The 14,993-nt window shown below is 40.5% G+C and carries 11 protein-coding genes and 1 pseudogene; 11 read left to right on the plus strand and 1 reads right to left on the minus strand.

Going from position 1 to position 14,993, the window contains the following annotated elements:
* Positions 1-63: 63 nt before the first annotated feature.
* From M594_RS03925 to M594_RS03940, 4 genes are all read left to right on the plus strand, one after another.
* Positions 64-1,599, plus strand: a complete 1,536-nt coding sequence (locus M594_RS03925; protein ID WP_173876027.1) for an ABC transporter ATP-binding protein — start codon at positions 64-66, stop codon at positions 1,597-1,599.
* The gene (locus tag M594_RS03930; protein WP_023946477.1) at positions 1,592-2,650 is read left to right on the plus strand and encodes an ABC transporter permease; all 1,059 of its coding nucleotides are present in this window, start codon (positions 1,592-1,594) and stop codon (positions 2,648-2,650) included. The genes M594_RS03925 and M594_RS03930 overlap by 8 nt, the downstream gene beginning before the upstream one ends.
* 2 nt (positions 2,651-2,652) lie before the next feature.
* Positions 2,653-3,609 (plus strand): ABC transporter permease, encoded by a 957-nt coding sequence (locus M594_RS03935; protein WP_020902936.1) that lies wholly within the window; start codon positions 2,653-2,655, stop codon positions 3,607-3,609.
* 81 nt (positions 3,610-3,690) lie between these two features.
* A protein-coding gene (locus M594_RS03940; RefSeq protein ID WP_173875850.1) for an IS3 family transposase occupies positions 3,691-5,039 on the plus strand; the annotation gives its coding sequence in 2 pieces (ribosomal slippage) (positions 3,691-4,132 and positions 4,132-5,039; 1,350 coding nt in all).
* Positions 5,040-5,082: 43 nt separating this feature from the next.
* Here the strand turns inward: M594_RS03940 and plsY are convergent.
* Positions 5,083-5,724, minus strand: a complete 642-nt coding sequence (gene plsY, locus M594_RS03945; RefSeq protein ID WP_125429830.1) for a glycerol-3-phosphate 1-O-acyltransferase PlsY — start codon at positions 5,722-5,724, stop codon at positions 5,083-5,085.
* 135 nt (positions 5,725-5,859) lie between these two features.
* Between plsY and parE the strand changes: the two genes are divergently transcribed.
* From parE to M594_RS03980, 7 genes and pseudogenes are all read left to right on the plus strand, one after another.
* Complete coding sequence (gene parE / locus M594_RS03950; protein ID WP_173876028.1) at positions 5,860-7,803, plus strand: DNA topoisomerase IV subunit B; 1,944 nt, start codon at positions 5,860-5,862, stop codon at positions 7,801-7,803.
* 46 nt (positions 7,804-7,849) lie between these two features.
* Positions 7,850-9,229 carry a hypothetical protein gene (locus M594_RS03955; protein ID WP_173876029.1) on the plus strand — a complete coding sequence of 460 codons (1,380 nt, stop codon included), beginning with the start codon at positions 7,850-7,852 and terminating at the stop codon, positions 9,227-9,229.
* A 174-nt stretch (positions 9,230-9,403) separates the two neighbouring features.
* Positions 9,404-9,727: pseudogene (locus M594_RS03960) on the plus strand (GNAT family N-acetyltransferase); the annotation flags it as partial.
* Positions 9,728-9,743: 16 nt separating this feature from the next.
* Entirely contained in the window at positions 9,744-10,577 is an 834-nt protein-coding gene (locus M594_RS03965) for an aminoglycoside 6-adenylyltransferase (protein WP_049543062.1), read from the plus strand.
* The gene (locus M594_RS03970) at positions 10,558-11,292 is read left to right on the plus strand and encodes a CPBP family intramembrane glutamic endopeptidase (protein ID WP_049543041.1); all 735 of its coding nucleotides are present in this window, start codon (positions 10,558-10,560) and stop codon (positions 11,290-11,292) included. Before M594_RS03965 ends, M594_RS03970 begins: the two co-directional genes overlap by 20 nt.
* Positions 11,293-11,344: 52 nt before the next feature.
* Positions 11,345-13,816, plus strand: a complete 2,472-nt coding sequence (gene parC, locus M594_RS03975) for a DNA topoisomerase IV subunit A (protein WP_173876030.1) — start codon at positions 11,345-11,347, stop codon at positions 13,814-13,816.
* 134 nt (positions 13,817-13,950) lie between these two features.
* Positions 13,951-14,973 carry a branched-chain amino acid aminotransferase gene (locus M594_RS03980; protein ID WP_173876031.1) on the plus strand — a complete coding sequence of 341 codons (1,023 nt, stop codon included), beginning with the start codon at positions 13,951-13,953 and terminating at the stop codon, positions 14,971-14,973.
* Positions 14,974-14,993: the final 20 nt, after the last annotated feature.

Here is a 14,993-nt window from a genome sequence, read left to right on the forward strand (position 1 = left end):
CTTGCTACTAGACAAACTAGCAAGTTTTATTGAAATAAAATAAGACTCTGAAAGGAAGAGCACATGGCACACGAAAATGTCATTGAGATGCGTGATATTACCAAGGTGTTTGGTGAATTTGTTGCCAACGACAAAATCAACCTGCACCTACGAAAAGGTGAAATTCATGCACTTTTAGGAGAAAATGGGGCTGGTAAGTCCACGCTCATGAACATGTTAGCAGGGCTTCTTGAACCAACTAGTGGTGAAATTGTGGTCAACGGTCAAGTTGTCAATCTCGATTCACCATCTAAAGCGGCTAGCTTGGGAATCGGAATGGTTCACCAGCACTTTATGTTGGTAGAAGCCTTCACAGTGGCTGAAAACATCATTTTAGGTAGTGAATTGACTAAAAATGGTGTGCTAGATATCGCTGGAGCTAGCAAAGAAATCAAGGCTCTTTCTGAACGTTATGGCTTAGCTGTTGACCCTTCTGCCAAGGTAGCAGACATCTCAGTTGGAGCCCAACAACGTGTAGAAATTTTAAAAACCCTTTATCGGGGGGCTGATATCCTTATCTTTGACGAACCAACGGCTGTCTTGACTCCATCAGAAATTGAGGAGTTGATGGCTATTATGAAAAATCTTGTCAAAGAAGGGAAATCAATTATCTTGATTACCCACAAGTTGGATGAGATTCGTGCAGTTTCTGACCGAGTTACAGTTATCCGTCGTGGGAAATCAATTGAAACCGTCGAAATTGCAGGAGCTACCAATGCTGATTTGGCAGAAATGATGGTAGGACGTTCTGTTTCCTTTAAAACAGAGAAGCAAGTCTCTCAACCAAAAGAAGTTGTCTTGTCTATTAAAGACTTGGTGGTCAATGAAAACCGCGGTGTCCCAGCTGTTAAAAATCTGTCCTTGGATGTTCGTGCTGGAGAGATTGTCGGTATTGCGGGGATTGATGGAAATGGTCAGTCTGAATTGATTCAAGCCATTACAGGTCTTCGTAAGGTTGAATCTGGTAGCATCGAGCTAAAAGGAGATTCAATTGTAGGTTTACACCCACGTCAGATTACAGAGTTGAGTGTTGGGCACGTTCCAGAAGACCGTCACCGTGATGGTTTGATTTTAGAAATGATGATTTCTGAAAATATTGCCCTTCAAACCTACTATAAAGAACCACATAGTAAAAATGGAATTTTGAACTATTCAAATATTACTTCTTATGCTAAAAAGCTAATGGAAGAGTTTGATGTTCGTGCTGCCAGTGAATTTGTTCCTGCAGCAGCACTCTCAGGAGGAAATCAACAAAAAGCAATTATTGCTCGTGAAATTGATCGAGATCCTGATCTCCTTATCGTCAGCCAGCCAACTCGTGGGTTGGATGTCGGTGCCATTGAGTATATCCACAAACGCTTGATTGAAGAGCGTGATAATGGTAAGGCTGTCCTTGTTGTCAGCTTTGAGTTGGATGAGATTTTAAATGTCTCAGACCGTATTGCTGTTATCCACGATGGTAAGATTCAAGGTATTGTATCACCAGAAACAACCAATAAACAGGAACTTGGTGTCTTGATGGCTGGTGGAAACTTGGGAAAGGAGAAGAGTGATGTCTAAAAAATTACAACAAATTTCGGTTCCCTTGATTTCTGTCTTCCTAGGAATTTTACTCGGAGCCATTGTCATGTGGATCTTCGGTTATGATGCTATTTGGGGCTACGAAGAATTGTTCTATACAGCCTTTGGTAGCCTGCGTGGGATTGGGGAAATCTTCCGTGCTATGGGGCCTTTGGTCTTGATTGGTCTTGGCTTTGCTGTTGCCAGTCGTGCAGGTTTCTTTAACGTCGGGCTTCCTGGTCAGGCTTTGGCAGGTTGGATTCTCAGTGGTTGGTTTGCCTTGTCGCATCCAGATATGCCACGTCCCTTGATGATTCTAGCAACTATCGTGATTGCCCTGATTGCTGGTGGGATTGTCGGAGCGATTCCAGGTATTCTTAGAGCCTATCTAGGGACGTCAGAGGTTATCGTAACCATCATGATGAACTACATTGTCTTGTATGTAGGGAATGCCTTTATCCATGCTTTCCCTAAAGACTTCATGCAAAGTACAGATTCGACCATTCGTGTTGGGGCTAATGCAACCTACCAGACACCTTGGTTAGCTGAGTTGACTGGTAATTCGCGGATGAATATTGGTATTTTCTTTGCCATCATTGCCGTTGCAGTTATTTGGTTCATGCTCAAGAAAACGACTCTTGGTTTTGAAATCCGTGCGGTTGGTCTTAATTCACATGCTTCAGAATATGCTGGTATTTCTGCAAAAAGAACGATTATCCTCTCAATGATTATCTCAGGTGCCTTGGCAGGTCTTGGTGGAGCTGTTGAAGGGCTTGGAACCTTCCAGAACGTCTATGTTCAAGGGGCGTCATTAGCTGTCGGATTTAACGGAATGGCGGTTAGTCTGCTTGCAGCCAACTCACCAATCGGTATTCTCTTTGCAGCCTTCCTATTTGGTGTTCTCCAAGTTGGAGCCCCTGGTATGAATGCGGCGCAGGTACCGTCTGAGCTTGTCAGTATTGTAACAGCGTCTATTATCTTCTTTGTCAGTGTTCATTACCTTATCGAACGCTTTGTCAAACCGAAAAAACAAGTTAAAGGAGGTAAGTAAAGATGTCTATTACAACCTTGCTAACCCTCTTGGTGTCTTCTATGCTGATTTACTCAGCCCCCCTCATCTTTACAAGTATTGGTGGTGTTTTCTCTGAACGTGGTGGTGTCGTAAACGTCGGCCTTGAAGGAATTATGGTTATGGGGGCCTTTTCTGGAGTTGTCTTTAACCTTGAATTTGCAGAACAATTTGGAGCAGCAACTCCTTGGTTATCCTTGCTAGTTGCAGGATTGGTTGGTGGTGTCTTCTCTATCATACACGCAGCAGCAACGGTTCATTTCCGTGCAGACCATGTTGTTAGCGGTACGGTATTGAACTTGATGGCGCCTGCTTTGGCTGTTTTCTTAGTGAAAGTTCTTTATAACAAAGGACAAACCGACAACCTAAGTCAGACTTTTGGACGCTTTGATTTCCCAGTCTTGGCGAATATCCCAGTTATCGGTGATATCTTCTTCAAGTCAACTAGTCTACTTGGTTATCTGGCCATTGCCTTCTCTTTCCTTGCTTGGTTTATCCTCTTCAAGACCCGCTTTGGTCTTCGTCTTCGCTCTGTCGGGGAACACCCTCAAGCAGCGGATACCTTGGGGATCAATGTCTACAAGATGCGATATCTTGGGGTTATCATTTCAGGTTTCCTAGGGGGAATTGGGGGAGCGATTTATGCTCAATCAATCTCAGTCAACTTCTCAGTGACAACTATTGTCGGTCCTGGATTTATCGCTCTTGCTGCGATGATCTTTGGTAAATGGAACCCAATTGGTGCTATGCTTTCTAGTCTTTTCTTTGGACTTTCACAAAGTTTGGCAGTTATTGGTTCTCAATTACCTTTCCTACAAGGAGTGCCAGCGGTTTACCTTCAAATCGCGCCTTATGTCTTGACCATTCTTGTCTTAGCAGCCTTCTTTGGAAAAGCAGTTGCACCTAAGGCAGACGGTATCAACTACATCAAGTCAAAATAAGCATACAAAAAAACGTCAGTTTCAAATGAACTGCACCCCAAAAGTTAGACAGAAAAATCTAACTTTTGGAGTGTTTTTATTATGAAATTAACTTATGATGATAAAGTTCGGATCTATGAACTTAGAAAACAAGGATATAGCATAGAGAAGCTTTCAAATAAATTTGGGATAAACAATTCTAATATTAGGTATATGATTAAATTGATTGATCGTTACGGAATAGAGTTCGTCAAAAAAGGAAAAAATCGTTACTATTCTCCTGATTTAAAACAAGAAATGATTCATAAAGTCTTACATGAAGGCTGGACTAAAGATAGAGTTTCTCTTGAATACGGCCTCCCAAGTCGTACGATACTTCTTAACTGGCTAGCACAATACAGGAAAAACGGGTATACTATTGTTGAGAAAACAAGAGGGAGAGTACCTAAAATGGGACGTAAACCAAAGAAGAAACCCGAAGAGATGACAGAGTTAGAACGCCTTCAAGCAGAAAACGAGTATCTGCGAGCGGAGAATGCTGTCCTAAAAAAGTTGAGAGAACTCCGCTTGAAGGAGGAAAAAGAGAAAGAAGAAAGACAGAAATTGTTCAAGAATTAATGACTGAGTTTTCGTTAAATATTCTTCTAAAAGCCATTAAACTAGCTCGTTCGACCTACTACTATCACTTGAAACAGCTAGACAAACCAGATAAGGACCAAGAGCTTAAAGCTAAAATTCAATCCATTTTTATCGAACACAAGGGAAATTATGGCTATCGTCGGATTCATTTAGAATTAAGAAATCGTGGTTATGTGGTCAATCATAAAAGAGTTCAACGCTTGATGAAAGTGCTCAATTTACAAGCTAAAATGCGACAGAAACGAAAATATTCTTCTCATAAAGGAGATGTTGGCAAGAAAGCAGACAACCTTATTCAACGCCGGTTTGAAGCATCGAAACCAATGGAAAAGTGCTATACGGATGTGACAGAGTTTGCCATTCCAAATAGCACACAGAAACTCTATTTATCGCCTGTTTTAGATGGATTTAACAGTGAAATTATTGCTTATCATCTTTCTACTTCGCCCAACTTAGAGCAAGTAAAAACGATGTTGGAGCAGGCATTCACAGAGAAACACTACGAGAATACGATTCTCCATAGTGACCAGGGCTGGCAATACCAACACGATTCTTATCATCAGTTTCTAGAGGGTAAGGGAATTCAAGCATCCATGTCACGTAAGGGTAACAGCTCAGACAATGGTATGATGGAGTCCTTCTTTGGGATTCTGAAATCGGAAATGTTTTACGGTTATGAGAAGTCGTTTCAGTCGCTTAAGCAATTGGAACAAGCCATTGTAGACTATATTGATTACTACAACAATAAACGAATTAAGGTAAAACTAAAAGGACTCAGTCCTGTGCAATACAGAACTAAATCCTTTGGATAAATTAATTGTCTAACTTTTTGGGGTCAGTACACAAACTGACGTTTTATTTTTTAGGATGTTGGTTGGTTAGGTTCAATCCCCAAGGGACTAAATTTTCAGTCTTGTTTTTGATACGAGCGATATTGTCCTTATGGCGAATGATAATCAAGCTAGCAAGAGCTAGGATAATAGCGATGAAGAGAGGGTCATAGTTGCTCAGGATAAAACCAAAAAGTGGAAAGAGTAGAACTCCGATGACAGCCGCGATAGATGCTGTGACACTAGATAGTGAAATCATACTACCAAGATAGAGGGTTCCAAAGAAAACAACTGCAAGGTAGAGACAGAAGACAGGTGCAAATCCGAAAATTACTCCAGCACTGGTTGCGACAGCCTTGCCTCCCTTAAATCCTGCAAAGATAGGGAAGGTATGGCCAATAACAGCCAAAAGTCCAAAGATGAGAGGCGAAACGCCTTGCAGATGAAAAATAATCGGAAGAAGGGTTGCTAGGGTTCCTTTGAAAAAGTCAATTACAAAGGTTGCCATACCAGCTTTCTTACCTAAAATGCGAAAGGTATTGGTTGTTCCAGTATTTCCAGAACCATGTTCGCGCAGATTGATTTGAAAGAATACTTGTCCAATCCAGAGACCAGACGGAATCGAACCCAGCAGATAGGCTAGGATTAATAAAACTATTGTAATCATACTACTATTATATCATGAAATGGAGAAGAAAGGCAGAGAATCTCTTCTGAAATTGTCACAGCGGAGAAAGAAAAATTTTGCAAAATCCTTGGAAAACTTGTAGAATAGTAAAGATGAACGAATAGGAGGTTCCTTGTGTCAAAAAAGGAAATCAATATTAACAATTATAATGATGACGCCATTCAGGTGCTAGAAGGGTTGGATGCGGTCCGAAAACGTCCAGGGATGTATATCGGATCGACCGATGGCGCTGGGCTCCACCACCTAGTCTGGGAAATTGTCGATAATGCTGTCGATGAAGCCTTGTCTGGATTTGGTGATCGTATTGATGTGACCATCAATAAAGATGGGAGTTTGACTGTACAAGACCATGGTCGTGGGATGCCGACGGGTATGCACGCTATGGGAATTCCAACTGTTGAGGTTATCTTTACCATCCTTCATGCCGGAGGGAAATTCGGTCAGGGGGGCTACAAGACATCTGGTGGTCTCCACGGGGTTGGTTCTTCCGTTGTTAATGCCCTTTCTAGCTGGTTAGAAGTAGAAATCACCCGTGATGGTGCAATCTATAAGCAACGTTTTGAAAATGGTGGAAAACCTGTCACGACCTTGAAGAAAATCGGTACAGCACCCAAGTCTAAGACAGGTACAAAGGTTACGTTTATGCCTGATGCGACGATCTTCTCTACGACAGATTTCAAGTACAATACCATCTCAGAGCGTCTTAATGAATCAGCCTTTCTCTTAAAAAATGTAACCTTGTCCCTTACGGACAGGCGTACAGATGAAGCGATTGAATTCCACTATGAGAACGGGGTGCAGGACTTTGTTTCTTACCTCAACGAAGACAAGGAAACCTTGACACCAGTTCTTTACTTTGAAGGTGAAGAAAATGGTTTCCAAGTGGAAGTAGCCCTCCAGTATAATGATGGATTTTCAGATAACATTCTATCCTTTGTCAATAACGTTCGTACCAAGGATGGTGGAACGCATGAAACGGGACTTAAGTCTGCCATTACCAAGGTTATGAACGACTATGCGCGTAAGACAGGTCTTCTCAAGGAAAAAGATAAAAACCTTGAAGGGTCAGACTATCGTGAGGGGCTAGCGGCCGTTCTTTCTATCTTGGTTCCGGAAGAACACCTCCAGTTTGAGGGACAGACCAAGGACAAACTAGGAAGTCCACTAGCTCGCCCGGTTGTGGATGGAATTGTGGCGGATAAGTTGACCTTCTTCCTCATGGAAAATGGGGAGCTTGCTTCTAACCTCATCCGTAAGGCTATCAAGGCTCGTGATGCTCGTGAAGCGGCTCGCAAGGCGCGTGATGAGAGCCGGAATGGTAAGAAAAATAAAAAAGATAAGGGCTTGTTGTCTGGGAAATTGACTCCAGCCCAGTCTAAGAATCCAGCTAAGAATGAACTCTATCTAGTCGAGGGGGATTCTGCCGGAGGTTCTGCCAAACAAGGCCGTGACCGCAAGTTCCAGGCAATCTTGCCTCTTCGTGGTAAGGTTATCAATACAGCTAAAGCCAAGATGGCGGATATCCTCAAAAATGAAGAAATCAATACCATGATTTATACTATTGGTGCGGGTGTTGGAGCAGACTTCTCCCTTGAAGATGCCAACTATGACAAGATCATTATCATGACTGATGCGGACACCGACGGTGCCCACATTCAGACTTTACTCTTGACATTTTTTTACCGCTATATGCGTCCACTAGTTGAGGCAGGCCATGTCTATATCGCTCTTCCTCCTCTTTACAAGATGTCCAAAGGAAAAGGCAAGAAAGAAGAAGTGGCCTATGCTTGGACAGACGGTGAACTAGAAGAACTCCGCATGCAGTTCGGCAAAGGAGCAACACTCCAACGATATAAAGGTCTTGGTGAGATGAATGCAGACCAACTCTGGGAAACAACCATGAATCCAGAAACGCGTACCCTCATACGTGTCACCATTGAAGACTTAGCACGCGCAGAACGTCGTGTCAATGTCCTTATGGGAGACAAGGTTGAACCACGTCGTAAGTGGATCGAAGACAATGTCAAGTTTACGCTGGAAGAAGCGACAGTGTTTTAATGATTTAGTAAGATTAAGAGTGATAGCCGTAAACGAGGAGAAATTTATGATTAAATTTTTGAGGAATATTGACTATAGCACAAAAGGTGATGTGTTATCGGGATTTACTGATGAGGTAGTAAAAAATATTCTTATTGATTACTATCAAAACAATTTAAAACTTAACGAAATTATTAAAAAATATTCTATTCATACTATAGCATCTAATTTAAGAAAAGAATTTCCAAAAGTTTCTACTTCGTTTATTTGTGAGATATGTGGTGAAGAAAAATACATCCAACTACCGACAAAAAAGGATTATGACAAGCTAGTTAATAATGACCAGTTAGATAACTATTTCGTTCAAGACAATAGATGCTTCAGTTGTGGGCATAAAAATAATGATGATGACTGCTCTTGTGATTATTGTTCAAAAGAAAAGCGTCGAAAAATACTGGACACTTATTTTCTTGAAGAAATTCGATATATATCCGGGTTTGGGCTACGAGAGCAGCTATATTTATCAACTATTTTACAGGGATTTAATATTAGTGAAGATGAATTTGATATTCCTTCTTTCTCGGAAATCAAAAATCAAAAATTACCACAAATGTTTTTTGATGGTAATTATCCCATTGATGAAATATACTTTCTGAAAGAAAAGAATATTTTAGAAATATCCCCAAGAAGCTCTACAACTGCATTTTGTAGTAATAAAGAAATTAAACAAGACCCCAAATTTGCAAATGAAAAATTTCCAAATGTGTTTTATAAGACAAGAGTACGTTTCTCTTTTCAAAATTTAAAAAATGTTTATTCAGAGAAAGATGAACACTGGTTTTCAAATTTTAAGTTTTTAACAAATCTTAAATTTACTGAGACTGAAATAAATCAACTGTGGTTAGAGTTGGCTGAAAAAGAATTGTTTAAACTATTTGACTATCAATTTAGGGAGGAATTTCATTTTGAATATTCTTCAGGGTATAGCGAGAAAGATGAAAATAAGGCTAAGCAACTTATAAAAACAGAAATTAAAAATCTTTTATTTGAATATTCGCCGTCAAAAGTCTACTGTATGTTATATCAGGGAGTAAAAAAAGCTGTAACACATAAACAGAAGTATGGTATGACACATTACAGAGACAACCAAGTTCAATTTGTTATTTCTTATGGGATTAAATCATGGCTAAAATATAATGAGGAGCGTATTAGTGATTATGATTATCCTTGGACTTCGGAGATGTCGTTAGTTTCTACTCTATTTTTTAAAAATATTTTACAGAATGATGAGTGGTTTTATAACTTAATCCCTATTGATAAAGTTGAAATTATTGAGCAAGATTTCATGGAATATTTCTGTGGTCTATCACGAGAAAAACAACTTTCATTATTAGAAAAACTATCACTAATTAGCGAGTATTCTTTACTTAGGGAAGAAACTGACTAACAAATACCCTTGCGTACCTCACTTCCCCCAAAATATCTTCCTAAAAAAGTGACTGACAGAAAAAAAGTCAGTTTGTCTGTCTCATGGGAGAGACTGGCACAAAAATATTCAAAAAGAACAATGAAAAAAGTATATGAAGTAAAAAGTTTGTCCCTGAGTGACTTAGACAACTAGGAGTTTATCGGCTTGGTAGGTCTGCACCATTCGGATTTACGGATTTTTGCTGGAAAAGAAGCTGTAGAAATCGGCTGGCGTTTGCGAAAAGAGTTTTGGAATCGTGGTTATGAGACGGAGGCTGCCCAAGCCTGTCTAGACTTCGCTTTCCAGCAAGCTGGCTTGTCAGAAGTTTACTCTTTTACATCCTTGTACAATCTCCCTTCGCAAAAAGTCATGCAAAAGCTAGGCATGGAATTTGTCAAAGAATTTGATAATGAAAAAGTTCCAGCAGTCAGTCCTCTTTATAGACATATCCTTTACAGAATCAAGAGTTTTCACTAAAAAGGCAGGTATTCCCATGAGAACTGAAACAGAAATGATGAATCTGATTTTACAAATAGCTGAAAGTTTAAAAGTCGATGCTGTTGCTTTATCGGGTTCTAGAACAAATGATCATGCTCCGAAAGATGAATTTCAAGACTATGACGTGGTCTATGTCGTGGATGATTTAGATAATTTGACGAGTGACCTTTCCTGGCTAGACCAGTTTGGCAAACGCATTATTGAGCAAGAGGTTGCTCTTGACCATCGTCGTCTAAATCTTATGCTTTTTGAAGACGGCAACCGTATCGATTTGACTCTTTGCCCAAAAGAGCACATCAAAGAGTGGGTGGATAGTGAGGCAGGATTCACTGTTTTAGAAGATCCAGAACATTTATTTGAACCCTATTCTCAAAATCTAGAGCGTTACTGGACAAGCCCAGCTACTGAAACGAATTTTGTAAAATCCTGCAATGAATTTTGGTGGGTGTCAGCCTACGTGGTCAAAGGGATATGCCGTAAGCAAGTCATACATGCGACTGACCACCTCTACGGTATTTGTCAGCAAGAACTATTGAAAATCTTAGCTTGGCAGGTAGCAAGTGATAGAGGTGTTGTCGACATTGGTAAAAATTACAAGTATCTCTTCAACTACTTGCCAATTGAGAAGGAGAAGGAATTCTCTGCTCTTCTTGATTTCTCAAGTTTAGACAAAATCACTCAGTCTTTATTTGCTACCATGCAACTTTTCCATCAAGAAGCTCAAAGTCTTGCTCAAAAGATGGGATTTAAGTATGGAAAAGAAGTGGCTGAGAAGATGATTCAGTATGCTGAGGAGAGACTCGAAAAAAATGAAACATTTACAAAATAATAAGATAACAAAATTTTTACTGATTAGTTTTCTCATTTCTTGGGGATTTGGTTGGGGATTGCTCGCTTTTCTGACGCAAATGAACCTCTTAAGTCTAACAAGTCCACTAGGAGTTTTTCTCCATTTACTAGGAGGTTTCGGTCCTACCATTGCAGCAATTTCTTGTTTGCCTCAAAAATCCATTAAAAGCATAGTCTCTTTTATCTTAGGGGACTCAAAGAAATATATTTTGTTATTTCTTTTACTAATTTTCGTGCAAACAGGTGTCATTGCTTTCTCATCTAAGGAGCTTAATCCGGCTTTTCCACTAGGAAATTTGTTTGTTGTTTTTTTGAGTGCAGTCTGTGTTTATGGTGGCGAAGAAGAATTGGGATGGCGAGGCATCTTGCAACCAACTTTGGAAACTAGATTCTCCTTTTGGATTTCCGGTTTGATAACAGGTTGTATTTGGGCAATATGGCATATACCTTTATGGTTTGTGATTGGAAGTTCCCAAAGTGGTATGCCTTTTATATTATTCAGTCTATTTGCAATTTATCTCAGTATTCTTCTAGCAGCTGTTTTCAAAAAGACTAAGTCGGTCCTTTTTTGCGCCATTTTTCACGGCCTAATTAATACCCTACTTAGCTTATTTGTTATTAAAATTAATCTTTTATTCATTCTAGGATTAGTAGGATTGCTCTTCTTTTCTTACTACCTACAAAGAAACAGTTAAATTTATAAAATATAGATTTACTTTACAATAAAACACTAAAAAGAGAATTATTATGTCTAACATTCAAAACATGTCCCTTGAGGACATCATGGGAGAGCGCTTTGGTCGCTACTCCAAGTATATTATTCAAGACCGGGCTTTGCCAGACATTCGTGATGGTTTGAAGCCGGTTCAGCGTCGTATCCTTTATTCTATGAATAAGGATGGCAATACCTTTGACAAGAGCTACCGCAAGTCAGCCAAGTCTGTCGGTAACATCATGGGGAATTTCCATCCACACGGGGATTCTTCCATCTATGATGCCATGGTTCGTATGTCTCAGGACTGGAAAAATCGTGAGATTCTAGTTGAAATGCACGGTAATAACGGTTCCATGGACGGAGATCCGCCTGCGGCCATGCGTTATACCGAGGCACGTTTGTCTGAAATTGCAGGCTACCTTCTTCAAGATATCGAGAAAAAGACAGTTCCTTTTGCTTGGAACTTTGACGATACCGAGAAAGAGCCAACTGTCTTGCCAGCAGCCTTTCCCAACCTCTTGGTCAATGGTTCGACTGGGATTTCGGCTGGATACGCTACAGACATTCCACCGCATAATTTGGCTGAGGTTATCGATGCGGCGGTTTACATGATTGACCACCCAACAGCCAAGGTGGACAAACTCATGGAATTCTTGCCTGGACCAGACTTCCCGACTGGAGGGATTATCCAGGGTCGTGATGAAATCAAGAAGGCCTATGAAACTGGGAAAGGGCGCGTGGTTGTTCGTTCCAAGACTGAGATTGAAAAGCTAAAAGGTGGTAAGGAACAAATCGTTATTACTGAGATTCCTTATGAAATCAACAAGGCTAATCTAGTCAAGAAAATCGATGATGTTCGTGTCAATAACAAGGTAGCTGGTATTGCTGAGGTTCGCGACGAGTCTGACCGCGACGGTCTTCGTATCGCTATTGAGCTAAAAAAAGATGCTAATACGGAGCTTGTTCTCAACTACCTATTTAAGTACACTGACCTACAAATCAATTACAATTTTAACATGGTGGCAATTGACAATTTCACGCCTCGTCAGGTTGGGATCGTTCCAATCTTGTCTAGCTATATTGCCCACCGTCGTGAAGTGATTTTGGCGCGTTCACGCTTTGACAAGGAAAAGGCTGAAAAACGTCTCCATATCGTGGAAGGTTTGATTCGCGTGATTTCGATTTTGGATGAAGTCATTGCTCTTATACGTGCTTCTGAGAATAAGGCTGACGCCAAGGAAAATCTCAAGGTCGGCTATGATTTTACGGAAGAACAGGCTGAGGCCATCGTTACCTTGCAACTTTACCGTTTGACCAATACAGACGTTGTTGCCTTGCAAGAAGAAGAAGCAGAACTTCGTGAGAAGATTGCCATGCTTGCGGCTATTATCGGTGATGAGCGGACTATGTACAATCTCATGAAGAAAGAACTTCGTGAGGTTAAGAAGAAATTTGCTACTCCTCGTTTGAGTTCTTTAGAAGACACTGCGAAAGCAATTGAGATTGATACAGCTAGTCTGATCGCCGAGGAAGATACCTATGTCAGCGTGACCAAGGCAGGTTACATCAAGCGTACCAGTCCACGTTCTTTTGCAGCTTCAACGCTAGAGGAAATTGGCAAACGTGATGATGACCGTTTGATCTTTGTACAAGTTGCCAAGACAACGCAGCATCTTTTGATGTTCACGACTCTTGGAAATGTCATTTATCGACCAATCCATGAATTGGCAGACATTCGCTGGAAGGACATCGGTGAGCATCTGAGCCAGAACATTACAAACTTTGAAACTAACGAAGAAATCCTTTATGTGGAAGTCGTGGATCAGTTTGATGATGCGACAACCTACTTTGCGGCGACTCGTTTCGGTCAAATCAAGCGTGTAGAACGCAAAGAATTCTCTCCATGGCGAACCTACAAGTCTAAGTCTGTCAAGTATGCTAAGCTCAAAGACGATACAGACCAGATTGTAGCAGTGGCTCCGATTAAACTGGATGATGTTCTCTTGATTAGCCAAAATGGTTATGCCCTTCGTTTCAATATCGAAGAGGTGCCAGTTGTCGGTGCTAAGGCTGCAGGTGTCAAAGCTATGAACCTTAAAGCAGATGATGCCCTCAAATCCGCCTTTATCTGTAACACCTCATCATTCTATCTCTTGACCCAACGTGGAAGTTTGAAACGTGTTTCTATTGACGAAATTCCAGCAACCAGCCGTGCCAAACGAGGATTACAAGTCTTACGTGAGTTGAAAAACAAACCGCACCGTGTCTTCTTGGCTGGTGCAGTTGCAGAACAAGGTTTCATCGGTGATCTCTTCAGTACAGAAGTAGAAGAGAACGACCAAACTTTGCTTGTTCAATCAAATAAAGGAACAATCTATGAAAGCCGATTGCAAGACTTGAACCTGTCAGAACGAACTAGCAACGGAAGCTTCATTTCTGACACGATTTCAGATGAAGAAGTTTTTGACGCTTATCTTAAAGAAGTATTTACTGAAGCCAAATAAGTAAAATGAAGAATCAGTTCTAAGAGCTGGTTCTTTTTATTGAAGAAATTTTCTGAAAATTACAAAATATACTTGCTATTTTAGAAAAAAAGTGTAGAATATAAGAAATAGGTTTTTAGAATAAGGAGTGGAATATGACAGTAACGATTGATTGGGAAAACCTTGGTTTTTCCTATATGAAATTACCTTATCGCTATATTGCTCATTTTAAAAATGGACAATGGGATCAAGGAGGGCTTACAGAGGATGCAACCTTGCATATTTCAGAGTCTTCTCCAAGTCTTCACTATGGCCAACAAGCATTTGAAGGTTTGAAAGCTTATCGTACTAAGGATGGCAGTATTCAACTTTTCCGTCCTGATGAAAATGCCAAACGTCTGCAACGGACATGTGACCGTCTCTTAATGCCACAAGTTCCAACAGAAATGTTTGTAGAAGCGTGTAAGGCAGTTGTCCGTGCGAATGAAGAATACGTACCTCCATACGGAACAGGTGGAACCTTATATCTTCGCCCTCTTTTGATTGGTGTCGGAGATATTATTGGTGTTAAACCAGCAGAAGAGTATATTTTTACCATCTTTGCCATGCCAGTTGGTAATTACTTTAAAGGCGGTTTGGTCCCAACCAATTTCTTGATTCAGGATGAATACGACCGTGCCGCTCCAAATGGTACAGGTGCGGCTAAGGTTGGTGGAAACTATGCTGCAAGTCTCTTGCCAGGGAAATTGGCCAAGTCACGTCATTTCTCAGATGTTATTTACCTAGACCCATCGACACATACAAAGATTGAAGAAGTCGGCTCAGCTAATTTCTTTGGAATCACAGCTGATAATGAATTTGTAACACCATTGAGTCCTTCTATCTTGCCATCTATTACCAAGTATTCCTTGCTTTATTTGGCAGAACATCGCTTGGGCTTAATTCCTATTGAGGGGGACGTCCCGATTGACAACCTTGACCGTTTTGTAGAGGCAGGTGCCTGTGGTACAGCAGCAGTTATTTCTCCAATTGGTGGAATTCAGCACGGTGATGATTTCCATGTTTTCTATAGTGAAACAGAAGTAGGCCCTGTGACTCGTAAATTATATGATGAATTGACAGGAATTCAATTTGGTGATATTGAAGCGCCAGAAGGTTGGATTGTAAAAGTTGACTAAATTTATCAAACACAAAAAAC

The sequence above is a fragment of the Streptococcus mitis genome, assembly GCF_013305725.1.
GTDB classification, from domain to species: domain Bacteria; phylum Bacillota; class Bacilli; order Lactobacillales; family Streptococcaceae; genus Streptococcus; species Streptococcus mitis_BO.

What these genes read in the sequence shown, in the direction of transcription:
- M594_RS03930 (WP_023946477.1), top strand. Translation starts at nt 1,592, where the DNA reads ATGTCTAAAAAATTACAACAAATTTCGGTTCCCTTGATTTCTGTCTTC.
- M594_RS03965 (WP_049543062.1), top strand. Translation starts at nt 9,744, where the DNA reads ATGAGAACTGAAACAGAAATGATGAATCTGATTTTACAAATAGCTGAA.
- M594_RS03970 (WP_049543041.1), top strand. Translation starts at nt 10,558, where the DNA reads ATGAAACATTTACAAAATAATAAGATAACAAAATTTTTACTGATTAGT.
- M594_RS03935 (WP_020902936.1), top strand. Translation starts at nt 2,653, where the DNA reads ATGTCTATTACAACCTTGCTAACCCTCTTGGTGTCTTCTATGCTGATT.
- M594_RS03925 (WP_173876027.1), top strand. Translation starts at nt 64, where the DNA reads ATGGCACACGAAAATGTCATTGAGATGCGTGATATTACCAAGGTGTTT.
- M594_RS03955 (WP_173876029.1), top strand. Translation starts at nt 7,850, where the DNA reads ATGATTAAATTTTTGAGGAATATTGACTATAGCACAAAAGGTGATGTG.
- parC (WP_173876030.1), top strand. Translation starts at nt 11,345, where the DNA reads ATGTCTAACATTCAAAACATGTCCCTTGAGGACATCATGGGAGAGCGC.
- plsY (WP_125429830.1), bottom strand. Translation starts at nt 5,724, where the DNA reads ATGATTACAATAGTTTTATTAATCCTAGCCTATCTGCTGGGTTCGATT.
- M594_RS03980 (WP_173876031.1), top strand. Translation starts at nt 13,951, where the DNA reads ATGACAGTAACGATTGATTGGGAAAACCTTGGTTTTTCCTATATGAAA.